This window comes from Ramlibacter sp. Leaf400 (assembly GCF_001424545.1).
GTDB lineage: Bacteria > Pseudomonadota > Gammaproteobacteria > Burkholderiales > Burkholderiaceae_C > Ramlibacter.
The window spans coordinates 534,674-558,147 of the sequence record NZ_LMQL01000012.1 but is presented as its reverse complement, the minus strand read 5'-3'; the positions used below and the strand labels follow the sequence as shown (position 1 = coordinate 558,147).

At 71.0% G+C, this 23,474-nt stretch carries 18 protein-coding genes; 6 read left to right on the top strand and 12 right to left on the bottom strand.

Features of this window, described 5'->3' with window-relative positions; translation table 11 throughout:
* Nucleotides 1-59 precede the first annotated feature (59 nt).
* Nucleotides 60-3,545 carry an indolepyruvate ferredoxin oxidoreductase family protein gene (locus ASG30_RS18340; RefSeq protein WP_055900040.1) on the top strand — a complete coding sequence of 1,162 codons (3,486 nt, stop codon included), beginning with the start codon at nucleotides 60-62 and terminating at the stop codon, nucleotides 3,543-3,545.
* A 103-nt stretch (nucleotides 3,546-3,648) separates the two neighbouring features.
* Here ASG30_RS18340 and ASG30_RS18335 read toward each other — a convergent pair whose 3' ends face one another.
* Together ASG30_RS18335 and fadB are read right to left on the bottom strand one after the other, a co-directional pair.
* Nucleotides 3,649-4,431, bottom strand: coding sequence for an SDR family NAD(P)-dependent oxidoreductase (locus tag ASG30_RS18335; RefSeq protein WP_055900037.1), 783 nt, complete (start codon nucleotides 4,429-4,431; stop codon nucleotides 3,649-3,651).
* Nucleotides 4,431-6,590 (bottom strand): fatty acid oxidation complex subunit alpha FadB, encoded by a 2,160-nt coding sequence (gene fadB, locus ASG30_RS18330; RefSeq protein WP_055900034.1) that lies wholly within the window; start codon nucleotides 6,588-6,590, stop codon nucleotides 4,431-4,433. The genes ASG30_RS18335 and fadB overlap by 1 nt, the downstream gene beginning before the upstream one ends.
* Nucleotides 6,591-6,894: 304 nt before the next feature.
* Between fadB and ASG30_RS18325 the strand changes: the two genes are divergently transcribed.
* Together ASG30_RS18325 and ASG30_RS18320 are read left to right on the top strand one after the other, a co-directional pair.
* Nucleotides 6,895-8,052: an acetyl-CoA C-acetyltransferase gene (locus ASG30_RS18325; RefSeq protein ID WP_055900031.1), complete on the top strand. Its 1,158-nt coding sequence runs from the start codon at nucleotides 6,895-6,897 to the stop codon at nucleotides 8,050-8,052.
* Nucleotides 8,053-8,054: 2 nt separating this feature from the next.
* Nucleotides 8,055-9,194, top strand: a complete 1,140-nt coding sequence (locus ASG30_RS18320; protein ID WP_055900028.1) for a CaiB/BaiF CoA transferase family protein — start codon at nucleotides 8,055-8,057, stop codon at nucleotides 9,192-9,194.
* Nucleotides 9,195-9,211: 17 nt separating this feature from the next.
* Here the strand turns inward: ASG30_RS18320 and ASG30_RS18315 are convergent, their stop codons facing one another.
* From ASG30_RS18315 to ASG30_RS18270, 10 genes are all read right to left on the bottom strand, one after another.
* Nucleotides 9,212-10,189, bottom strand: coding sequence for a quinone oxidoreductase family protein (locus tag ASG30_RS18315; protein ID WP_235579836.1), 978 nt, complete (start codon nucleotides 10,187-10,189; stop codon nucleotides 9,212-9,214).
* A complete protein-coding gene (locus tag ASG30_RS18310; RefSeq protein WP_200947326.1) occupies nucleotides 10,186-11,352 on the bottom strand; it encodes an L-lactate dehydrogenase in 1,167 nt (388 codons plus the stop codon). The genes ASG30_RS18315 and ASG30_RS18310 overlap by 4 nt, the downstream gene beginning before the upstream one ends.
* A gap of 4 nt (nucleotides 11,353-11,356) precedes the next feature.
* Nucleotides 11,357-12,562 (bottom strand): ABC transporter substrate-binding protein, encoded by a 1,206-nt coding sequence (locus tag ASG30_RS18305; RefSeq protein WP_055900022.1) that lies wholly within the window; start codon nucleotides 12,560-12,562, stop codon nucleotides 11,357-11,359.
* Between the two features lie 25 nt (nucleotides 12,563-12,587).
* Nucleotides 12,588-13,622 (bottom strand): branched-chain amino acid ABC transporter permease, encoded by a 1,035-nt coding sequence (locus ASG30_RS18300; protein WP_082522182.1) that lies wholly within the window; start codon nucleotides 13,620-13,622, stop codon nucleotides 12,588-12,590.
* The gene (locus ASG30_RS18295; protein ID WP_055900019.1) at nucleotides 13,622-14,491 is read right to left on the bottom strand and encodes a branched-chain amino acid ABC transporter permease; all 870 of its coding nucleotides are present in this window, start codon (nucleotides 14,489-14,491) and stop codon (nucleotides 13,622-13,624) included. The genes ASG30_RS18300 and ASG30_RS18295 overlap by 1 nt, the downstream gene beginning before the upstream one ends.
* 3 nt (nucleotides 14,492-14,494) lie before the next feature.
* Nucleotides 14,495-15,211 (bottom strand): ABC transporter ATP-binding protein, encoded by a 717-nt coding sequence (locus ASG30_RS18290; protein WP_055900016.1) that lies wholly within the window; start codon nucleotides 15,209-15,211, stop codon nucleotides 14,495-14,497.
* Nucleotides 15,208-15,984: an ABC transporter ATP-binding protein gene (locus ASG30_RS18285; protein ID WP_055900013.1), complete on the bottom strand. Its 777-nt coding sequence runs from the start codon at nucleotides 15,982-15,984 to the stop codon at nucleotides 15,208-15,210. The genes ASG30_RS18290 and ASG30_RS18285 overlap by 4 nt, the downstream gene beginning before the upstream one ends.
* Before the next feature lie 82 nt (nucleotides 15,985-16,066).
* Complete coding sequence (ilvD, locus tag ASG30_RS18280; protein ID WP_055900229.1) at nucleotides 16,067-17,950, bottom strand: dihydroxy-acid dehydratase; 1,884 nt, start codon at nucleotides 17,948-17,950, stop codon at nucleotides 16,067-16,069.
* 2 nt (nucleotides 17,951-17,952) lie between these two features.
* Complete coding sequence (locus ASG30_RS18275; protein WP_055900010.1) at nucleotides 17,953-18,918, bottom strand: D-2-hydroxyacid dehydrogenase; 966 nt, start codon at nucleotides 18,916-18,918, stop codon at nucleotides 17,953-17,955.
* Nucleotides 18,915-20,303 carry an FAD-binding oxidoreductase gene (locus ASG30_RS18270; RefSeq protein ID WP_055900007.1) on the bottom strand — a complete coding sequence of 463 codons (1,389 nt, stop codon included), beginning with the start codon at nucleotides 20,301-20,303 and terminating at the stop codon, nucleotides 18,915-18,917. The genes ASG30_RS18275 and ASG30_RS18270 overlap by 4 nt, the downstream gene beginning before the upstream one ends.
* A gap of 200 nt (nucleotides 20,304-20,503) precedes the next feature.
* Here ASG30_RS18270 and ASG30_RS18265 point away from each other — a divergent pair, with 200 nt between their 5' ends.
* From ASG30_RS18265 to ASG30_RS18255, 3 genes are read left to right on the top strand one after another with little or no spacing between them, the layout of a single operon-like run.
* A complete protein-coding gene (locus tag ASG30_RS18265; RefSeq protein ID WP_162243754.1) occupies nucleotides 20,504-21,103 on the top strand; it encodes a TRAP transporter small permease in 600 nt (199 codons plus the stop codon).
* On the top strand, nucleotides 21,100-22,377 hold the full coding sequence (locus ASG30_RS18260; protein WP_055900004.1) for a TRAP transporter large permease: 1,278 nt from the start codon (nucleotides 21,100-21,102) through the stop codon (nucleotides 22,375-22,377). The genes ASG30_RS18265 and ASG30_RS18260 overlap by 4 nt, the downstream gene beginning before the upstream one ends.
* Nucleotides 22,378-22,436: 59 nt before the next feature.
* Nucleotides 22,437-23,462 (top strand): DctP family TRAP transporter solute-binding subunit, encoded by a 1,026-nt coding sequence (locus ASG30_RS18255; protein WP_055900001.1) that lies wholly within the window; start codon nucleotides 22,437-22,439, stop codon nucleotides 23,460-23,462.
* Nucleotides 23,463-23,474: the final 12 nt, after the last annotated feature.

Here is a 23,474-nt window from a genome sequence, read left to right as displayed (position 1 = left end):
ACGATCCCCCACCCCGCCCCCGCTGACAGACTGGGCGACCTTCCCTCACGTGGTGACCCATGCAGCTGCGCACCGTCTCACTCGACGACAAGTACGCCGACACGTCCCGGCCCGCCCTGGTCAGCGGCCCGCAGGCCCTGGTGCGGCTGCTGCTCACGCAGCGCCGGCGCGATGCCGCCGCCGGCCTGTCCACCGCCGGCTTCGTCAGCGGCTACCGCGGCTCGCCGCTGGGCTACGTGGACCAGGCGATGTGGGACGCGGCCGCTTGGCTCGATGGCCACCAGGTGGTGTTCCAGCCCGGCGTCAACGAGGACCTGGCCGCCACCGCCGTGTGGGGCACGCAGCAGCTCGCCGTGATGAAGGACGCCACCGTGGACGGCGTCTTCGGCCTCTGGTACGGCAAGGGCCCCGGCGTGGACCGCTCGGGCGACGTCTTCAAGCACGGCAACATGTCCGGCACGCATCCGAAGGGCGGCGTCCTGGTGCTGATGGGCGACGACCACCCGGGCAAGTCGTCCACGGTCGCCCACCAGAGCGAGCAGGCCATGGCGGCCCACCTGATGCCGGTGCTCTACCCCGCGCACGTGGGCGAGGCGGTGCGCTTCGGCCTGCTGGGCTGGGCCCTGTCGCGCTACTCGGGCTGCTGGGTGGGCTACAAGACGGTGAACGAGAGCATCGAGCAGACCGCCACCGTGCCGCCGGAGGAGGACTTCGCCATCGCCACGCCGGACAAGGGCGAGCTGCCGCCGGAAGGCATCCACTACCGCGGCGTGTTCGCGCCGGCGCGCGACGAGATCATCCACAAGCGCTGGCGGCTGCCGCTGGCGCAGCGCTTCGCCCGCGCCAATCGCATCGACCGGGCGGAGTTCGGCACCGCGCAGCGGCGGCTGGGCATCGTGACCGCCGGCAAGAGCTACGGCGACGTGATGCAGGCGCTGCGCTACCTGGGCATCGACGCCGCGCGGGCGCAGGCGCTGGGCCTGGACGTCTACAAGGTCGGCATGATCTGGCCGCTGGAGCCCAAGGGGCTGCGCGAGTTCGCGGCCGGCTGCGACGAGCTCTTCTTCGTGGAGGAGAAGGCCGCCTTCATGGAGCCGCAGGCCGCCGCCCTGTTCTACAACGACGCGCAGCGGCCGCGCATCACCGGCAAGCGAGACGAGCAAGGCCTCGAGCAGCTGCCCTCCGACGTGCAGCTGCAGCCGCTGCAGCTGGCGCAGGTGATCGCCGAGCGCCTGCGGCGCACTGGGCGGCTCGACGCCCAGGCCCAGCAGCGGCTGGCCACGGTGAAGGCGCTGCAGCGTTCGCTGCAGCCACTGTTGGACGCCAGCCCGAAGCGCCTACCTTTCTTCTGCTCCGGCTGCCCGCACAACACCTCCACGGTGGTGCCCGAAGGCAGCATCGCGCTGGGCGGCATCGGCTGCCACGGCATGGCGATGTGGGCCAAGCCCGGCACCACGCTGCTGGGCCCGCACATGGGGGGCGAAGGGGCGGGCTGGGCGGGGCTGCACCACTTCACCAGGCGCCCCCACGTCTTCCAGAACATGGGCGACGGCACCTACTACCACTCGGGCCTGCTCGCATTGCGGCAGGCGGTGGCGTCGAAGGCGAACATCACCTTCAAGATCCTCTACAACGACGCGGTGGCGATGACGGGCGGGCAGCCCGTGGACGGGCCCATCAGCCCGCTGATGGTCGTGCGCCAGGTGCTGGCCGAGGGTGCGCAGCGAGTGGCCCTGGTGAGCGAGGACCCGTCCCGCTACGTGCTGCGCGCGCTGCCCGAAGGCGTGCGGCTGTACCCGCGGGCGCAGCTCGACGCGGTGCAGCGCGAGATGCGCGACGTGCCGGGCTGCACCGTCATCGTCTACGAGCAGACCTGCGCCGCCGAGAAGCGCCGCCGGCGCAAGCGCCAGGAGCTGCCCGACTCGCCGCGCCGCATGGTGATCAACGAAGCCGTGTGCGAAGGCTGCGGCGACTGCGCCGTGCAGTCCGGCTGCGTGTCCATCGAGCCGGTGGAGACTGTGCTGGGCCGCAAGCGCCGCATCAACCAGTCCAGCTGCAACAAGGACTATTCCTGCGCCAAGGGCTTCTGCCCGTCTTTCGTCACGGTGGAAGGCGTGGAGATGAAGAAGCGCGGCCGCGCCGCGGTGCCGCCGGCGCTGTTCGACGGCCTGCCCGCGCCGCACCTGCACGCCCTGCCCGGCATGGGCCTGGGCATCATGCTTTCGGGCATCGGCGGCACCGGCGTGATCACGGTGTCGGCAGTGCTGGCCATGGCCGCGCACCTGCAGGGCCTGAACGCCTCGGTCTATGACATGACGGGGATGGCGCAGAAGAATGGCGCGGTGCTCAGCCACGTGCGCCTGGCCGTCGCCGGGCAGCCGATCCCCACGCAGACCGTCGGCGTCGGCGAGGCCGGCCTGCTGCTGGCCTTCGACCTGATCGCCGCGCTGGCCGACGACGTGTACCGAACGCTGGCCGAGGGTACGCGGGTGGTCGGCAACGAACGCGTGCAGCCCATGGCCTCGGTGCAGTTCAACCCCGACGAGAAGATCGACACCACCCTGCTGGCCCGCCGCATCGCCGGCCGCGTGGGCAGTGGACATGCCGAATGGGTCGATGCCACCGGCATCGCGCTGGCGTTGTGCAGCGACGCGATCGCGGCCAACTTCTTCCTGGTCGGCGTCGCGCTGCAGAAGGGCTGGCTGCCGATCTCGCTGGAAGCGCTAACCCAGGCGCTGGAGCTCAATGGCGTACAGGTGGCCTTCAACCTGCACGCGCTGCGGCTCGGCCGCCTCTGGGCGCACGACCCGCAGGCGGTGCGACGCCTGTGCGACGCGCAGCAGCTGGCGCCGCTGGTGCCGGCGCCGCAGACGCTGGACGAGCGCATCGCCGACCGGGGGCAGCGCCTGGCCGCCTACCAGGACGCGGCCTATTCGCAGCGCTACCGCGCCGCCATCGGCGCGTTGCGGCGGGCCGAGGAGAAGGCGGTCCCCGGCACCACCGAGCTGACGCAGGCCGCCGCCGAGGCGCTCTACAAGCTGATGGCCTACAAGGACGAGTACGAGGTGGCGCGGCTGCACGCCGATGCCGCGTTCCGCGCCCACATCGATGCGCAGTTCGAGGGCGCCGCGCCGCGCCTGCGATTCCACCTGGCGCCGCCGCTGATCGCCCGGCGCGACCCGCGCACCGGCCACCTGGTCAAGCGCGAGTTCGGCGGCTGGGTGCTGCCGGTGTTCAAGGTGATGGCCAGGCTGCGCTTCCTGCGCGGGACCGTGCTGGACGTGTTCGGCTACACGGAGGAAAGGCGGATGGAACGCCGCCTGGTCGGCGAGTACGAGGCGCTGCTGCGGACGATCGCCGCGGGGCTGGCGCCGCACAACCACGCGCAGGCGGTCGAGCTGGCCTCGGCGGCGCTGGCCATCCGCGGGTACGGGCACGTGAAGGAGGCGAACGTGCGCAAGGCGAAGGGGGAGGAAGAGCGGCTTCGGCGGGCGTTCGAGGAGGCTGCGGCGGTGGAGGCTGAAGGAGAGCTGGCGGTGGCGTGAGACGGGCGCCGGGGCTTGCGCGCGTCGCGCGCAGGTGAAGGCGGGAGCTCTGGATTCCCGCCTTCGCGGGAATGACGGAGGTCCCTTTGAATGACGGAGTTCCTCAGCGCGGCGCCATGCGGATCGCGCCGTCGATGCGGATCGATTCGCCGTTCATGTAGCCGGTGGTGATCAGCATCTCGGCCACCTGCGCGTACTCCTCCGGCCGGCCCAGGCGCTTGGGGAAGGGCACGGACGCGGCCAGCGCCGCCTTCACGTTCTCGGGCGCCGCCTGCAGCAGCGGCGTGTCGAAGATGCCGGGCAGGATGGTGTTGACGCGGATGCCCTCGGACATCAGGTCGCGCGCCACCGGCAGCGTCAGGCCCACCACGCCGGCCTTGGAGGCGGCATAGGCGGCCTGGCCGATCTGGCCGTCCTGGGCCGCCACCGAAGCGGTGTTGATGATGGCGCCGCGTTCACCGTCCGCCAATGGCGCCAGCGTGAGCATGCCGGCGGCGGACTTGGCGATGCAGCGGAAGGTGCCGATCAGGTTGATCTGGATGATCTTCTCGAAGTCCGGCAGTGGGAAATGGCGCGGCTTGCCCGTGGCCTTGTCGAAGCTGGCGGTCTTGACCGCGTTGCCCGTGCCCGCGCAGTTGACCAGGATGCGCTCTTGCCCGTGCGCCTCGCGCGCGTGGCGAAAGCCCCGCTCCACGTCCTCGTCGCTCGTCACGTCGACCGGGCAGAAAACGCCACCGATCTCGCGGGCCATCTGCTCGCCCCGCTCCGCGTTCATGTCGAACAGCGCGACCTTGACGCCGTGGGCCGCCAGCCGGCGCGCGGTGGCGGCACCGAGGCCGGAGGCGCCGCCGGTGACCACCGCGGCGATGTCGGATCCGAGTTGCATCAGAAGCTTCCTTGTGCGTAGAAGGTGCCGCCGCCCGCGGCCAGCTGGCGCATGCGGGGCGTGGGTTCGTACATGGGGCCGTGGACGCGCAGCGCATCGCAGCGGCGCACCACCTCGTCCAGCCCCAGCCAGTCGGCGTACTTGAGCGCGCCGCCGATGTAGAGCGGGCAGCCCAGGGCCAGCAGCAGCGCCATGTCCAGTTCGGCGGGCGTGGCCACCACGCCCTCTTCCAGAGCATGCGCGGCTTCGACGATGAAGGGCAGCATCAGCCGGTCGACGATCTCCTCGTCGGCGAAGGCGCGCGGCCCGCCCGGCTGCAGCGTCGCCAGCAGCTCGGGCGTTTCCGGCGCGACCTTCCTGACCAGGCGGCCGTTGGCGTCACGCTCGTAGCGGTAGAAGCCCGCCCCGCTCTTTTGCCCCAGGCGGCCCTGGGCCAGCATCAGCTTGAGCGCGTCGTGTTCCAGCGGCGGCATGCGATGCGGGTAGCCGGCCGCGATCACGTCGGCCACGTGGCTGCCGGTGTCGATGCCGATCACGTCCTGCAGGTACGACGGGCCCATGGGCCAGCCGAAGGCCTCCATCGCGCGGTCGATGGCCTGGTAGTCGGCGCCGTCGGCGATCAGGCGCAGCGCGGCGCCGGTGTAGGCCATCAGCACGCGGTTGACCAGGAAGCCCGGGCCGTCCTTGACGACGACCGGCGTCTTCTTCATGGCGATCGCATACGCGACCGCGGTGGCCACGGCCTCCTCGCTGGTCGCGCTGCCCTGCACCACTTCCACCAGTTGCATGGAAGGGACCGGGTTGAAGAAATGCATGCCGACGAAACGCTCCGGACGCTCGAGCGCGCGCGCGACGTCGTCGATGCGCAGGCTGGACGTGTTGCTGGCCAGCACGGCACTCTCGCCCAGGCGGCTTTCCAGCGCGCCCAGCACCTGGTGCTTGACCTCCAGCCGCTCGACGATGGCCTCGACCACGATGTCGGCCTGGCCCACGCCCTCTTGGCCGGTCTGGAGGGTGATGGCCTTGAGCACCGCCTCGGACTTCTGCGCTGTCAGGCGGCCCGCCTTCACCTGGCGCGCGAGCAGTCGGCCGGCCTCGCCCAGCGCGCCCTCCAGCGCCTTGGGCGAGACGTCGCTGATGCGCACCGGGATCCCGCTGCGAGCGCTGGTCAGCGCGATGCCGCCGCCCATGATGCCGGCGCCCAGCACCACGGCCTGCTTCACCGGCCGGGCCCCGTTCATGCGCCGCCTGGCCGCCTTGCGGATGGCCTGCTCGCTCAGGAAGACCTGCACCAGCGAGGCCGCGGCCTGCGTCTTGGCGATGCGCGCGAAAGCCTCGCTCTCCAGCGCCAGCGCGGCGTCGCGGTCGAAGGCGGCGGCGCGCTCCATCAGGTCCAGCGCGGCCAGCGCGGCGGGCTGGTGCGCGCCGCTGGCGGCCGCGACCGACTTGCGCCATTCGGCGAAGCCGGCGCAGCGGCCCGAGCCGTTGCCGTCCAGCGGCTTGCGCTTGCGCTGCTGCGCCGCCCGCCAGTCGATGGCGCCGTCGGCGGCCTGGCGCAGCAGGTCCAGCGCGGTGGCTCGCAACTGCTCGCTCTCGCACACCACGTCCACCGCGCCCGCGGCCAGCGCGTCTTCGGCATCGCGCGGCTTGCCATCGGCGATCCACTGCACGGCCGCCTGCGGCCCGGCCACGCGCGGCAGCCGCACGGTACCGCCGAAGCCGGGGAACAGGCCCAGCTTCACCTCGGGCAGCCCGACCTGCGCCTTGCGCGACATCACGCGGATCGCGCAGGCCAGCACGAATTCCATGCCGCCGCCCAGCGCGTAGCCGTCGATCGCCACCACGGTGGGCAGCGCCAGGTCTTCCAGCGCCACGAAGGCCTCGTTCGAGGAGCGCACGTCCTCCACCAGGTCGGCATGCGGCAGCTTGAACTTCTCGCCGAACTCGGTGATGTCGGCGCCGACCACGAACACGTCCTTGGCGCTGGTGGCCAGCACCCCGCGCACGCCGGGCGCCGCCGCGATCGCCGCGACCGCCTCCTTCAGCTCGGTGACGGTGCGGGCATCGAACTTGTTGATGGGCTCTCCCGCGCGGTCGAAGCACAGCTCGACGAAGCCGTCCCCGATCGCCCTCACCCGGATGCTCTTGCCTTGGTACATCTGATCTCTCGTCGTCGTCCCGGACGTGCCGGGGGTGCTTCCAGTGTTCCGCGACGCCCTCGTGGGGACATCGTCGTTAGCGACGATCCTCATGCGTGCTCTCCCGTGGGTCTTTCCGGCATCCCCAGCCGTGGCGCCGGGACCATGTGTGCATCCTGCCGCGAGGGCCGTCCGCAAGCCTCGTCGCAAGCGACGAATCCACCCGGTGGCGCCGGATTCGTCGCTTTGGACGACGTTGCGCGCCGCCCCGGAAACAACAATCCCTGCAGTGCCGGTGCATCCGCCGGCAGCAGAAAGGAAACCCATGAGCGAAGCATTCATCGTCGCCGCCCTGCGCACCGCGGGCGGCCGCCGCAACGGCCGGCTGGCCGGCTGGCATCCCGTCGACCTGGCCGCCCAGCTGCTGGACGGACTGGTGGACAAGAGCGGCATCGACCCGGCCGCCGTCGAGGACGTGCTCATGGGCTGCGTCTCGCAGGTGGGCGAGCAGTCCACCAACGTGGCGCGCAACGCCGTGCTGGCCTCGAAACTGCCCGAGTCGGTGCCCGGGACCTCGATCGACCGCCAGTGCGGTTCGTCCCAGCAGGCCCTGCACTTCGCCGCGCAAGCCGTGATGTCCGGCACGCAGGACGTGGTGATCGCCGCCGGCGTGGAGAGCATGACCCGCGTGCCGATGTTCAGCCCCAACCAGGGCGGCGCCTACCAGGCCGGCCGCATCCGCGAGCGCTACCCGCAGGACTTCAGCCAGTTCGCCGGCGCCGAGACGATCGCGCGCAAGTACGGCTTCACCCGCCTGGAGCTGGACCAGTACGCGCTGCAGAGCCAGCAGCGCGCCATCGCGGCCAGCCGCGGCGGCGCCTTCGACGGCGAGGTGCTCCCGATCGCGGTGCGCCGTGCCGACGGCAGCGGCGGGGACGAGCTTCACACCGTCGACGAAGGCATCCGCTTCGACGCCTCACTGGAGGCCATCCAGTCGGTCAAGCTGCTCAAGGAGGGCGGCGTAATCACCGCCGCCAACGCCAGCCAGATCTGCGACGGCGCCAGCGGCCTGCTGGTGGTGAGCGAGCGCGCGCTGAAGGCGCACAAGCTCAAGCCACTGGCCCGCATCCACCACCTGAGCGTGATGGGCCACGATCCGGTCGTGATGCTGGAGGCGCCGCTGCCGGCGACCCAGCAGGCGCTGAAGAAGTCCGGCATGAAGATCGATGACATCGACCTGTTCGAGGTCAACGAAGCCTTCGCGCCGGTCCCCCTGGCCTGGCTCAAGGCCACCGGCGCCGACCCCGGGCGGCTCAACGTCAACGGCGGCGCCATCGCGCTGGGCCACCCGCTGGGCGCCTCGGGCACCAAGCTGATGGCCACGCTGGTCCATGCCCTGCGCAAGCGCGGCAAGCGCTACGGCCTGCAGACCATGTGCGAAGGCGGCGGCATGGCGAACGTCACCATCGTCGAGCGGCTCTGACCATGGCGGGACCGCTGCAGGGCCTGAAGGTCGTCGAGATGGCGGGCCTGGGGCCCGGCCCCTTCTGCGGCATGCTGCTGGCGGACCTGGGCGCGGACGTCGTCCGCATCGACCGGCCGCCGTCGGGCGCCGCGCGCCCCGAAGCGGCCCGCTTCGACGTCACCAGCCGCGGCAAGCGCTCGCTCGCGATCGACCTGCGCAAGGAAGGTGCGGCCGAGGCGGTGCTGCAGCTCGTGGCGGGTGCCGACATCCTGATCGAGGGCTTCCGGCCCGGCGTGATGGAACGGCTGGGCCTGGGCCCCGACGCGTGCCTGCAGCGCAACCCGCGCCTGGTGTTCGGCCGCATGACCGGCTGGGGCCAGCAGGGCCCCTTGTCGGCCAGTGCGGGCCACGACATCAACTACCTGGCGCTCACCGGCGTGCTGCACGCCACCGGGCGGGCCGACTCGCCGCCCGCGCCGCCGCTCAACATCGGCGCGGACTACGGCGGCGGCGCCATGTTCCTCGCGTTCGGCCTGCTGGCCGCGCTGCAGGAGCGGCAGCGCTCGGGCAAGGGCCAGGTGGTGGACGCGGCGATGACCGACGGCGCCGCGTTGCTGGCCGCGATCTTCCATGGACTGAAGGCGGCCGGGCAATGGAGCAACACGCGCGCAGCCAACCTGCTGGACGGCGGCGCGCACTTCTACGACTGCTATGAATGCGCCGACGGCAAGTTCGTCTCCATCGGCGCCATCGAGCCGCAGTTCTACGCGCTGTTGCGCGAGCGCTGTGGGCTCGAAGCGCCCGAGTTCGATGCCCAGATGGACGCGAAGCGCTGGCCGCAGCTGAAGGAGAAGCTCGCTGCGTTCTTCCGCACCCGAACCCGCGACGCCTGGTGCGCGCTGCTGGAGGGCAGCGACGCCTGCTTTGCGCCGGTGCTGGACTGGGACGAGGCCCCGCACCATCCCCACAACCGCGCACGCGGAACCTTCATCGAGGTCGACGGCGTGACCCAGCCGGCGCCCGCGCCGCGTTTCGAGCGCACGCCGGCCGAGCAGCCGCGCGCGCCGCGTCCCGCTGGGGCGGATGGCGAGGCGGTCCTGCGCGAATGGGAAGTGGATCCGCGCCTGGTCGAGCAGCTGCGAGCGCGCCAGGCGATCTGATGCACCTGGCGACCTGATCAGACGCTGAACACGGTGGCGCCCGCGGTGCGGCGCGCTTCCAGGTCGCGGTGGGCCTGCACGGCCTCGGACAGCGGCCGCACGGCGCCGATGCGCGGCTTGAGCACGCCGTCGCGCAGGGCCTGGAACAGCTCGCCGCAGGCCACCTCGCGCTGCCCCGGCGTGCCCACGAAGTCCGGCATCACCGGCCGCGTGAGGTACAGCGAGCCCTTGCGGCCCAGCAGGTTGATCTCCAGCGGATCGATGGTGCCCGAGGACTGGCCGAACACCACCATGGTGCCGCGCGGGCGCAGGCAGTCCAGCGACCGGGCGAAGGTGTCGCGTCCCACCGAGTCGTACACCACGCCCAGCTTGCGGCCTTCCGTGATCTCGAGCACGCGCTGGGCGAAGTCCTCGCGCGCGGTCACCACCACGTGGGCGCAACCGTTGGCGCGGGCGATCTCCGCCTTCGCGTCCGACGACACGGTGCCGATCACCCGCACGCCCAGCGCGCTCGCCCATTGCGCGAGCAGGCTGCCGACGCCGCCCGCCGCGGCATGCAGCAGGATGGTCTCGCCGGGCTGCACCGGGTACACCTCGCGGATCAGGAAGCGCGCCGTCATGCCCTGCAGCAGCACGGCGGCGGCGGTCGTGGCCTCGATGTCGTGCGGCAGCTTCACCAGCGCGTCGGCGGCGATCACGCGCGCCTGCGCATAGGCGCCGGTGCTGCCGGCGTAGGCGACGCGGTCGCCGGGGCGCACGGCGCTGACGCCCGGGCCCACGGCCTCCACCACGCCGGCCGCTTCCGCGCCCGGCACGAAGGGCAGCGGCACCGGGTAGAGGCCGCTGCGGAAGTAGGTGTCCAGGAAGTTGAGGCCGACGGCGGTGTGGCGCACCCGCGCCTCGCCCGGCCCCGGCGCGCCGACGTCGACGCGCTCCCACTGCATGGCTTCGGGGCCGCCCGTGCGGTGCACGCGCAGGCCCATCACGTCGTTCATGGCGTTCCCACGCTCGCGAGGGCGTTGCGGTCCACGTCGGCGATGCGGGTCAGGCCGGCCAGCGCCAGCGAAACCTGCAGCTCCCGCTTGTAGGTGGCCAGCAGGCCCGCCACGCCGTCCTGCCCGCGCGCGGCCAGCGCCCAGATCCAGGGGCGGCCCACCAGGCAGGCCCTCGCCCCCAGCGCCACCGCGCGCAGCACGTCGATGCCGTTGCGCACGCCGCCGTCCAGCAGCACCTCCGCATCGCCGCCCACGGCCTGCACGATGCCGGGCAGGCAGGAGATGGTGGAGCCGACGCCGTCGAGCTGCCGGCCGCCGTGGTTGGAGACCACCAGCGCCTGCGCACCGGCCTTGACCGCCTGCACGGCATCCTCGGGGTCGAGGATGCCCTTGATCACCAGCGGCCCGCCCCATTCGGCGCGGATCCACTCGATGTCGGCCCAGCTCACGCAGGGGTCCCAGTTGGCGCTCGTGAATTGGTAGAAGTCGCTCAGGCGCCGCGCGTTGGGCACGGCCGAGACCAGGTTGCCGAACAGGTGCGGGCGGCCCTTGACGCCCACGTCCCACAGCCAGTCCCAGCGCCTCGCATAGTCGGCTGCCACCCTGGCGCGGCCGCCCCAGCCCAGCCCGCCGGTCATGCCGGTCTGCACGTCGCGGTGCCGCAGCCCGGCCACGGCGAGGTCGACTGTGAGCACCAGCGCCTTGCAGCCGGCCGCCTTGGCGCGGGCGATCAGCTCGCGGGCGAAGCCGCGGTCCTTCATGATGTACAGCTGGAACCAGAAGGGCCGCTGCGACGCGGCGGCCACTTCCTCCAGCGGGCACAGGGCCACCGTGCTCAGGCAGAACTGGGTGCCGGCGTCCTGCGCGGCGCGCAGCGCCTGCAGCTCGCCGCGCCGCCGCATCAGGCCCGCGAGCCCGACCGGCCCCAGGCCTACCGGCAGCGCCCAGCGCTCACCCAGCACGGTGGTGGAGAGGTCGATCTCCCCCACCGGCCGCAGCACGCGCTGGCGCAGCCGCAGCCGCGCGAAGTCGCTGCGGTTGGACGCCACCGTCTCCTCGGCGAAGGAGCCGCCGTCGATGAACTCGAACAGCTGTCGCGGCAGGCGCGTGCGGGCCAGCGCGCGGTAGTCGTCGACGACGGAGGGCAGCAGCGAGGCGGTCATGCGGTCAGTTGTCGCCGATCAGGTCGCCGAACAGCTCCCAGGTCTTGCCGTTGAAGCGCATCATGCGCTGCGCCTCGACGCCGTAGTAGTCGTTGGCGCCGGTCTTGACCTTGATGCCGGGCAGCAGCATGGGCAGCGCGACGTCCAGGCTGGCGGCCTGCTTCATGATGTTCTCGCGCGAGAGGTCGTTGCCGGCCTGCTTGAGCGTCTGCACCAGCGCCTGCGCCATGGTGTAGCCGTACACGTTCAGCTGGTCGCCGGTGCTGCCCTCGGGGTAGTACTTCTTCATGAAGGCCAGCCAGTCCTGGTAGGCCTTGTCGTTGGCCCACTGCGGATCGTTGGGGTCCTTCAGGTAGTAGGCGGTGATCAGGCCCTTGGCCTTCTCCAGGCCCGCGGGCTCCAGCACGCCGGAGACCGAGGTGGCGGTGGCCGTCAGGATGAAGGTGGGCTGCCAGCCGATGTCGTGCACCTTGCGGATGGTCATGGAGGCCCACTTGGAGACGCCGTGCACGATCAGCGTGTCGGCGCCGGAGCCGCGCAGCGCCAGCACCTGCGAGTCGGTGTTGGGGTCGGTCGATTCGAAGGTGGCCTCGGCCACGATCATCTTCTTGACGCCCTCGGGGCCCAGGGCCGCCTTGATGCCGTTGACGTAGTCCTTGCCGGCGTCGTCGTTGCCCGAGAGCAGCGCGATCTTGGCGTCCGGCTTGGTCTTCTTCAGGTACTCGACGTAGATCCTGGCCTCGGCCTGGTAGGACGGCTGCAGCACGATCGTCCAGGGGTAGTTCTTGTAGTCGCCGAAGGTGGACGCGCCGGCGGCGGTGAACAGCTGCGGCACCTTGCGGTCGTTGAGGTACTTGCGCACCGCCACGTTGGGCGCGGTGCCCAGGATGTTGAAGATGAAGGCGACCTGGTCCTTCTCCACCAGGCGGCGCACCTGCTCCACCGTCTTGGGCGGGCTGTAGCCGTCGTCCAGAGCGATCAGGTTGAGCTTGCGGCCATTGACGCCGCCCTGCTCGTTGATCATCTTGAAGTACGCCTGCTGGACCCTGGGGATGGTGCCGTAGGCCGAGGCCGGGCCCGACAGCGGCGAGGTCTGGCCGATCTTGATCTCGCCATCGGTGATGCCGGGGGCGTGTTTCTTCTGCGCGAGGGCCGGCCCGCAGGCGAAGGCCCCGGCGATCGCGAGCGCGACGAGGTTGCGACGGTTCATGCTTGTCTCCGGTAGGGGATGGCCTTCAGGGCCGGTCGGTTGAGGAAGCCTTGCCGCGGACGATGCGGCGCCAGCCGTCGTCCAGCGCCCCGGCGATGCCCTTCTTCAGGAGGAACACGCCGAGGATCATGAAAACACCGTAGAGGGCCCAGGGCGCGGACTTGGACATGTCCTCCGCGAAGTTGGGCACGAACTGGATGAACATCGCCCCGAACAGCGGGCCCCACCAGGAGGTCAGGCCGCCGATCACCGCGCCCACCAGGAACAGGATGGACAGCAGGGGATGGAAGGTGTCGGGCGCCACGAACTGCACCACGATCGCGCCCAGCGCGCCGGCCACGCCGGTGAAGAGCGCGCTCACCGCGAAGGCGAGCGACTTGTACAGCGAGGTGTTCACGCCCATCGCCGCGGCGGCGGTGGGATGGTCGCGGATGGCCAGCAGCGCGCGGCCGATGCGGCCCTTGAGCAGGTTGCGTCCCAGCAGGAACAGCATCACCGCCACGCCCAGCGTCAACCAGTACAGCCAGGCGTCGGCGCTGATCGGCAGGCCGAACGGCGCCGAGGGCTTCTCGATCATGATGCCCTGGACGCCACCGGTCCACGCCTGCAGCGACTTGTGCTTGAGAAACTGCGGCGTGGCCACCGCCAGCGCGAAGGTCGCCAGCGCCAGGTAGTGCCCCTGCAGCCGCAGCGCCGGGCGGCCGAACAGGAAGCCGACCACCATGCAGACGAGGCCGGCCACCGGCAGCGTGGCCCAGTACGGCACGCCCACCTTCGTCATCAGGATCGCCGACACGTAGGCGCCCAGCGCGTAGAAGGCGCCGTGCCCCAGCGAGATCTGGCCGCTGTAGCCGGTGAGGATGGTCAGGCCGAACAGCACGATGGCATAGACCAGCGTCATCGTCGCCTGGAACATGCGGTACTCGCTGACCAGCAGCGGCAGCATGCAGCCCAGGACCAGCACCGGCACCCACACCCAGCGCTGCACGCCGTCGAACATCGTGCGGGCGGGCGGCGGCGCCAGCGCCGCCTCGGGGGCTTTTTCGAGCAGGGCGGACATCACACTCTCCTGATGTGGTGCACGCCGAAGATGCCGGCGGGCTTGAAGGTGAGGACCGTGACGATGATCACCAGCGCGAGCGTCAGCTTCATGTCGTCGCCGATCACGTAGGTGCCCAGCAGGTTCTCGACGGCGCCGAGCAGGAAGCCGCCGGCGACGGCGCCCCAGGGGTTGTTGATGCCGCCGACCAGGGCGGCGGCGAAGCCGTACAGGATGGCCGCGCCCAGCATGTTGGGCTCCAGGAACAGCACGTGCGCCACCATCATCCCGGCCACCGCGCCGATGGCGGCGGCCAGGCCCCAGCCCAGGCCGAGCATGAAGTCGACCCGCACGCCGACCAGGCGGCTGGACACCGGGTTCTGCGCCGCGGCGCGCATGGCCAGGCCCAGCGGGGTGTAGCGGAAGAAGGCGTACAGCCCGACCACCAGCAGCATGGTGATGAAGATCGAGCCGGCCTGGTGCGCGGTGGCGAAGCCGCCCAGGATGCGCGTGTCGGGGAAGGGGCTGGGGAAGGGCCGCACGTCGTAGCCCCAGATCCAGCCGGCCACGCTGTTGAAGATCAGCAGCAGGCCGATGAACACCACCACCAGCGCCAGGTGCGAGCGCTGGCCCAGGGGCCGGATCACGACCCGCTCCACCGCCATGCCCATGACGAAGGAAGCGACCGCGGTGACGAAGAAGGCGGTCCAGAAGCCCAGGCCGGCCTTCATCAGCGCCCAGGCGATGAAGGTCGAGAACATCGCCATCTCGCCCTGGGCGAAATTGAGCTGGTGGGTGGACTGGTGGATCATCACCAGCGCCAGCGCGATGCTGGCGTAGATGCCGCCGTTGGCCAGGCCCGCCACCAGCTGGTGGATGAAGGTTTCCATGGATCAGTACCCCAGGTAGGAACGACGCACGGAGTCGTCCTTCTTGATCTCGTCGGAGGAGCCGGACAGGACCATGCGGCCGGTCTCCAGCAGGTAGGCGCTGTCGGCCAGGTCGAGGGCGAGGTTGGCGTTCTGCTCGACCAGCAGCATGCTCACCTTCTGCTTCTCGTTGATGCGGCGCATGATCCCGAAGATCTCCTTGACCACCAGCGGCGCCAGCCCGAACGAGGGCTCGTCCAGCAGCAGCAGGCGCGGGCGCAGCATCAGCGCGCGGCTGATCGCCAGCATCTGCTGTTCGCCGCCCGAGAGCGTGCCGGCCTGCTGCGTGCGGCGCTCGGCCAGCTTGGGGAAGTAGCCGTAGACCAGCTCGAAGTCCTCGGCCACGCCGGCCTTGTCCCGACGCGTGTAGGCGCCCAGCCGCAGGTTCTCCTCGACCGTCAGGTCGACGAAGGTGCCGCGCCCGTCGGGCACGTGGGCCACGCCCAGGCGGGTGATCTGCTCGGTCTTGCGGTTGTCGATGCGCTCGCCTTCCAGAAGCACCCCGCCCTTGCGCGAGCACATGCCGCAGATGGCGCGCAGGGTGGTGGTCTTGCCGGCGCCGTTGGCGCCCAGGATGGCGGTGATGCCGCCGCGCCTGAGGTTGAAGTTCAGGCCGTGCAGCACCTCGGTATGCCCGTACGACGCATGCAGGTCCTTGACCTCCAGGAGGTTTTCGCTCATGCCGGCGCTCCCAGGTAGGCCGCGATCACGTCCGCGTTCTGCTGCACCTGCGCCGGCGAGCCCTCGGCGATCTTGCGGCCGAAGTTCAGCGCCACCACCTTGTCGGACAGCGCCATCACCAGGCCCATGTGGTGCTCCACCAGCAGCACGGTGATGCGCAGCTCGTCGCGGATGCGGCGGATCAGCGCCTGCAGTCCGTTGAGCTCCTCGTGGTTCAGGCCGGCGGCGGGTTCGTCCAGCAACAAGAGCCTGGGTTTGGCCATCAGCGCGCGCGCCAGTTCGACCCGCTTGCGGTGGCCGAAGGGCAGGTCCGCGACGACGGCGTCGCCCAGGCCCTGCAGGCCGACCAGGCGCGCCGCCTCGCGGGCGTCCTCGCGCAGCTGCTTCTCCTCGGACCGCACCAGCGGCAGGTCGAACGCGTTGGCCGCGAAGCCGCTGCGCGTCTGCGAGTGGCCGCCCAGCATGATGTTCTCCTCCACCGTCAGGGTGTCGAAGAGCGCCACGTTCTGGAAAGTGCGGCCGATGCCGGCCGAGGCGATCTCGTGCACGTCCAGCTGCAGCAGGTCGCGCTCGCCGATGCGGATCTGGCCGGCCGCGGGCTGGTACAGGCGGCTGAGGCAGTTGAACAGGGTGGTCTTGCCGGCGCCGTTGGGGCCGATCAGCCCGCAGATGCTGCCAGGCTCCACGTCGAAGGACACGTCCTCCAGGGCCACGATGCCGCCGAAGCGCACACCCACGCCGGAGATCCGCAGGAGGGGAGTGGATGCTGACATGTCTCCGCTTTTCTGAATGTGGAGGGCAGTCTAGGAACCGACCCCGTCGTGGCCATCGTCGGAAGCGACGAAAGTGGGCGGCTCAGGGTTGACCCGGGTCCTCGGCGCCTTCCAGGCGCGCGAGCCGCGATGGATCGCGCACGGCACCGGTGGACGCCGAGGTGGCGAGCGCGCCGTAGATGCGCAGCGCCGTGCTGACCTGGCGCTCGCGCGGGCGCGGCTTCCAGGCCGCGGCGCCGAGCGCGCGCATGCGCTGGCGTCGCGCGGCCAGCTCCTCCTCGCCGATGGCCAGGTCGATGCGCCGCGCGGCGAGGTCGATCTCGATGGGATCGCCGTCCTCCACCAGCGCGAGGGCGCCGCCCGAGGCCGCCTCCGGCGAGACGTGCGCGATGGCCAGGCCCGAATTGGCGCCGGAGAAGCGTCCGTCGGTGATCAGCGCGCAGCTCGTGTGCAGGCCGAGCGACTGGAACACCACGCCCGGCTTGGACATCTCCTGCATGCCGGGGCCGCCGCGCGGGCCTTCGTAGCGCACGATCACGGCATGGCCGGGCTTCACGGTGCCGTTTTCGATGGCGTCGCGCGCCGACTGTTCACTGTCGAACACGATGGCCGTGCCGCGAAAGCGGTGCAGCTCCGGCAGCACCGCGGCCGTCTTGACCACGCAGCCCTCGGGCGCGAGGTTGCCGCGCAGCACCGCCAGCCCGCCGGTGGCCGCGTAGGCCGACGCGCCCTCGCGGATGCAGCCGGAGACGCGGTTCAGGTCCAGCGTGGCGTAGCGCTTCTCCTGCGAGAAGGCCTGGGTGGTGCGCACGCCGCCGGGCGCGGCGCGGTAGAAGCGGTGCACGTCCTTGTCGGCGGTGCGCTTGACGTCCCAGCGCGCCAGTGCGTCGGCCAGCGACGGCGCATGCACGCAGCCCGCGCGGCTGTCCAGCAGGCCCAGGCGGTCCAGCTCGCCCAGGATGCCGTACACGCCGCCTGCGCGGTGCACGTCCTCCATGAAGTAGTCCGGCGTGGACGGCGACACCTTGCACAGGTGCGGCGTCTCGCGCGAGAGGCGGTCGATGTCCTCCAGCGTGAAGTCGACCTCGCCCTCGTGCGCGGCGGCCAGCAGGTGCAGGATGGTGTTGGTGGACGCGCCCATGGCGATGTCCATGCGCATGGCGTTGGTGAAGCCGGCCCGGTTGGCGATGGCGCGCGGAAGCGCGCTGGCGTCGCCGTCGCGGTAGTAGCGGCGGCACAGCTCGGTGGCCACCCGGCCGGCCTGGCGGAACAGGCGCTCGCGGTCCGCGTGCGTGGCCACCAGCGAGCCGTTGCCCGGCAGCGCCAGGCCCAGCGCCTCCGTCAGGCAGTTCATCGAGTTGGCGGTGAACATCCCGGAGCAGGAGCCGCAGGTGGGGCAGGCGTTGTGCTCGTAGTCGCGCGCGTCGGCGGCGCTGGTGCCGGGCCGGGCCATCGCCACGTACGACTCCACCACGCTGACGCGCTCGACGCTCGCCGGGCGCTGCACGCGGCCGGCCTCCATCGGGCCGCCGGAGACGAACACGACGGGGATGTTCAGCCGCATCGCGGCGTTCAGCATGCCGGGAGTGATCTTGTCGCAGTTGGAGATGCACACCAGCGCGTCGGCCAGGTGCGCGTTCACCATGTACTCGATGGCATCGGCGATGTGCTCGCGCGAAGGCAGCGAGTACAGCATGCCGTCGTGGCCGGCCGCGATGCCGTCGTCCACCGCGATGGTGTTGAACTCGCGCGCCACGCCGCCGGCGGCGGCCACCTCCTCGGCCACCAGCTTGCCCAGGTCGCGCAGGTGCACGTGGCCCGGCACGAACTCGGTGAAGGAGTTGGCGATGGCGATGATGGGCTTGCCGAAGTCGACGTCGGTCATGCCGGTGGCACGCCAGAGCGAGCGGGCGGCGGCGGCGGAAGGGCCGGGCGCCGTGGTGACGCGGGCGGAGCGGTAGGGGATCTTCATGCGGTCCTCGGGTCGACGCGGTCGTTCAGGGGCTGGCCGGCCGCGCGGGCGCGCACGTTGGCGGCCACGTGGCGGGCAAGGCGTTCGTAGTAGCGGTCGGGTGCGGCGCCCCCCAGGTGGGGCGACACGACGGCGTTCGGCAGGCTCCACAGCGGATGGCCGGCGGGCAGCGGCTCGGGCTCGGTGACGTCCAGTGCCGCACCGGCCAGCGCGCCGGACTGCAGCGCCCGCACCAGGGCTTCGGTGTCCACCACCGAGCCGCGGCCCACGTTCACCAGCACCGCGCACGGCGGGCAGGCGGCCAGCTCGCGCTCGCCGATCAGCTTGTCGGTGGCCGGCGAACCCGGCACGGCACAGGCCACGAAGTCGGCACGGCCCAGCGCCTCGTGCAGCCGCGCGACAGTGAGCACCTCGTCGGCGTCGGGGTGGGGCCGGCCGCTGCGCGACACGCCGGTGATGCGCATGCCGAAGGCGCGCGCGCGGCGCGCCAGCTCGCCGCCGATGCTGCCCATGCCGACGATCACCAGGTGCGAGTCGATCAGCATGCCCATCTCCTGCCGGATCGTGCCGTCCCAGGCGGCGCGCCCCTGGGCCTGCAGCACCCGCGGCAGGCGGCGCGCCACGGCCAGCATCAGGCCGAGGGTGTGCTCGGCCACGATCGGCGACCAGACGGAGCCGGCATTCGTCACCTCGACCCGCGCGGGCACGCCGTTCACCACCAGCGTCTCGTAGCCGGCCGACAGCAGCTGCACCCAGCGGCAGGGGCAGTCGTCGCGCGCCAGGGCGGCGGCCAGCGCGGGCGTGTAGTCGGCGGCGGACAGCACCAGCGCCTCGGCGCTCGCGGCGGCGGCCGGCAGGTCGGCACCCGCCACCCACTGCACCTGCACGCCCTCCACCTCTTGCAGCAGTCGTTCGAAACCGGCCCGGGCCACGGGCGTGCAGACAGCGATGCGAAGGCTCATGGGAGGAAGATCCGGTGGGGGTTGAGGATGTTTCGGGGGTCCAGCGCAGTCTTCAGCGTGCGCATGACCGCGATCTCGGCCGGGCTGCGCGAGTGCTGCAGGTACTCGCGCTTGAGCCAGCCGATGCCGTGCTCGGCGGAGACCGAGCCGCGGAAGCGCCCGACCACGCCGTAGACCGCCTGCTCGATGGCATGGAAGGCTTCGGGACGATCGGGCGGCTGGTGCACCGCCAGGTGCAGGTTGCCGTCGGCAAGGTGGCCGAACACCAGCAGGTCGCAGCGCGGGTCCACGGCCTTCGTGGCGGCCTGCACCTCGGCCACGAAGGCCTCCATGCGGGCGATGGGCACGCTGACGTCGAAGGGCACGATCGGGTCCAGCAGGCGCGAGGCCTCGATGGCCAGGTCGCGCACCTTCCACAGCTGCGCGATCTCGGCGCCGGACTTGGCCAGCACGGCGTCGGCCACGATCTCCTGCTCGAGCGCGCCCTGCAGCATGCGCTCGACCTTGTCCGCGAGCGCGGCCGCTTCGGTGCCGCACGCCTCGATCAGCACGTGGTACGCCCGGCCGGGGGCGATGGGCGCCGCGCGGCCGAGCAGCGTGACCGCACGGTCGTAATAGCTGTCCCACATCACCTCGAAGGCGGTGAGGTCGCCGGCCAGCCCGGCGCGGGCATGGCGCAGCAGCGCCTTCACGCGGCCGAAGTCCGCCACGGCGCACAGCGCCACCGTGCGGTCGGCCGGCAGCGGGAACAGCCGCACCACGGCGCGGGTGACCACGCCCAGGACGCCTTCGCTGCCGATGAACAGCTGCTTGAGGTCCGGCCCGGTGTTGTTCTTGAGCAGGGGCTTGAGCCCGTCCAGCACCGTGCCGTCGGCCAGCACCGCCTCCAGGCCCAGCACCAGCTCGCGCGCCATGCCGTAGCGCACCACCCGGTTGCCGCCGGCGTTGGTGGCGATGTTGCCGCCGATCGTGCAGCTGCCGCGCCCGCCCAGGTCCAGCGGGAACATCAGGCCCTGGGGCTCCACCTTCTCCTGCAGCGCCTGCAGGACCACGCCGGCCTGGACGGTGGCGGTGCCGGCGTCGGGGTCGATCTCCTCGATGGCGTTCATGCGCTCGGTGGACAGCACGATCTCGCCGGCGCGCGGAAGCTGCCCCAGGGCCAGGCCGGTGCGGCCACCCTGGGTGATGACCGGCCGGCCGGCGGCGTGGCAGATCGCCAGCGCGGCGGACACCTGGCGCGTGTCCGCGGGGCGGATCACCGCCAGCGGCGGTTCGCCCCGGTTCCCGAGCACGTCGACGAGGTAGCGCTCGTCGACCGATTCGGCGGCCAGGAGGCCGCGGGAGCCCAGCACTTCGTGCAGGGCGGACAGGACGCTGGAGGACAAGGCGGATTCCTCGAAAGAGTGCGGGCCAGTCTAGAAACCGCCTCCTGCCGGGCCATCGTCCGAAGCGACGATCCGGGGCCGGGATCACCCTGAGGCCGGGCCCGGAGCCCCCGGGCCGGCCAACTTCGTCGGTTCCGACGATGGGTACGGCCTCGGCCTGTTCTTACACTGGCCCCGCAAAGACGGGAATCCCAGGAGACATGACCATTGAAGCCCCCGCATCCCCACCGGGCGTGCAGGCGCCACCGGCGCCCGGCGCCCCGCGGCTGATGGGCGAGAAGGCCTTCGCCGCCCGGGCCGCCGCCGGCACCGGCCGGGCCGTCGTGCGCACGCTCGAGGTCCTGCTGGTCGCCTGCCTGCTGACCATGGTGGTCATGATCTTCGGCAACGTGGTGCTGCGCTACGGCCTGGACAGCGGCATCGTGCTGTCCGAGGAACTGTCGCGCTTCGCCTTCGTGTGGATGACCTTCGTGGGCGCCATCCTGGCGGCGCGGGAAGGCCTGCACGTGGGTGTCGACAGCCTGCTCAACGTGCTGCCGGGCTGGGCCCGCCGCGTCTGCATGGTCGCGTCCGAGCTGCTGGTGATCGCCTGCTGCGCGGTGTTCTTCTGGGGCACCTGGCGCCAGCACGAGGTCAACGCCACGATGAAGGCGGCCGTCTCCGGCCTGCCGTTGATCTGGGTGTTCGGCGTGGGCTACGTCACCAGCATCGGGATCGCGCTGGTGAGCCTGCTGCGCATCGGGCGCCTGCTGCGCGGGTTGCCGCTGGAGCACCACGAGCTGCACGGGGACGTGGCATGACGTTCGTGGTCTTCCTCGGGGCACTGGGCGGCGCCATGGCGCTGGGCGTGCCGATCGCCTTCGCGCTGCTGGTCACCGGCGCGGTGCTGATGATCACCAGCGGGCAGTTCGACGCCACGCTGCTGTCGCAGAAGATCGTCGAGGGCGCCGACAGCTTCCCGCTGCTGGCCATTCCCTTCTTCATGCTGGCCGGCGAGCTGATGAACGCCGGCGGCATCTCGCGCCGCATCGTCGACTTCGCGCTGGCCTGGATCGGCCACATCCGCGGCGGCCTGGGCATCGTGGCCATCGTCGCCGCCGTGATCATGGCCGCCATCTCCGGCTCGGCCGCCGCCGACGCCGCCGCGCTGGTGGCGATGCTGATCCCGATGATGCGACGCGCCGGCTACGACGTGCCACGCGCCGCCGGCCTGATCTCCGCGGGCAGCGTGATCGCGCCGGTGCTGCCGCCCTCGATCGCGCTGATCGTGTTCGGCGTCATCGCCAACGTCTCGATCGGCAAGCTGTTCATGGCCGCCATCGTGCCGGGCCTGATGATGGGCCTTGCGCTGCTGGTCACCTGGCTGTGGGTGGCGCGCAAGGAGCCGGCCTCGCGCCAGCCGCGTTTCCCGATGGCGCAGCGGCTGCGCATCACGCTGCGCGCCGGCTGGGCCCTGGCGATGCCGGTGGCCATCGTGGGCGGCATGAAGTTCGGCATCTTCACGCCGACCGAGGCCGCCGTGGTGGCCGTGGTCTACGCCTTCGTGGTCGGCATGTTCGTGTACCGTGAGCTCAGCTGGGACATGCTGTACCCGCTGGTCCTCTCGGCCGCCAAGGCTTCGGCCACGGTGGTGTTCCTGATCGCCACGGCGCTGGTGTCGGCGTGGCTGATCACGGTCTCGGAGATCCCGCAGCAGGTCAGCGACATGCTGCAGCCGCTGATCGCCTCGCCCACGCTGCTGATGCTGGCCATGATGGTGCTGGTGGTGGTGGTGGGCACGGCGCTGGACTTCGCGCCCACGCTGCTGATCCTGACGCCCATCCTCATGCCCATCGTGCGCGAGGCGGGTATCGACCCGGTCTACTTCGGCGTGCTGTTCGTCATGAACAACGCCATCGGCCTGATCACGCCGCCGGTGGGCATCGTGCTCAACGTGGTGTGCAGCGGCGCCAGGATCACCATGGGCCAGCTGATGAAGGGGCTGTGGCCCTTCCTGATCGCCGAGCTGGTGGTGCTGCTGCTGCTCGTGCTGTTCCCTTCGCTCGTGCTCGTGCCGCTGCGCTGGCTGTTCTGACCGGCTGCGCGGACCTGCCCTTCCCTTCCGACCTTCCCCGACCCCCGGAGACAAAGACCATGACCGCCCTTCGCAAGACCCTGCGCCCCGCCCTTCTGCTCACCGCCGTGGCCGCCGCGCTCGGCACCGGCGCCGTCAACGCGCAGCAGTTCCAGGACCGTTCGGTCCGCATCTCGATGACCGGCAGCAAGGACCACCCGGCCGGGATCGCCCTGGCCAAGACCAGCGAATGCCTGGCGGCCAAGACGGGCGGCAAGTTCAAGATGCGGCCCTTCTACGACGCCTCTCTCGGCCCGGAGCCGGCCAACCTGACGCAGCTGCGCAGCGGCTCGCTGGACGGCGCGCTCATGACCACCGCGGTGATCTCCACCGCCGTGCCCCAAGTGGGCATCTTCGACCTGCCGTTCCTGGTGAGCGACTACAAGGAGATCGACGCGCTGCTCGACGGTCCCTTCGGCGACAAGGTGGCGGGCTTCTATCCTGCTGCCGGCCTCGTGAACCTGGCTTTCTACGAACACGGCTTTCGCAACGTCACCAACTCGCGACGCCCGGTGAACAAGCTGGAGGACCTGCAGGGCATGAAGCTGCGCGTGATCCAGAACAAGACCTTCATCGACACGTTCACGCAGCTGGGCGCCAACCCGGTGCCGATGCCCTTCACCGAGGTCTATTCCGCGCTGGAGACCAAGGCCATCGACGGCCAGGAGAACCCCGTCGCCTTCCTCCAGACGTCCAAGCTCTATGAAGTGCAGAAGCACGTGGCCCTGACGCGCCACGTCTACAGCCCGGTGAGCTTCGTGTACTCCAAGTCGCAGTACGACAAGCTGACCCCGGACGAGCAGAAGGTGCTCAAGGAATGCGCCATGGAGACCCGGCTGGTCAACCGCAAGCTGGGCCGGGACATGGAAGCCAAGTCGATGGAGTTCCTCAAGGGCCAGGGCGTGACCATCACCCAGCCCAGCGCCGCCGAGCTCGAGCGCATGCGCGAGAAGACCAAGGTGGTGCACAGCAACCAGACCGCCGCCCTGGGCGCGGACCTGATCTCGGCGCTGCATGCCGAGATCAAGAAGATCCGCGGCCAATGATCCTGCTGCCTG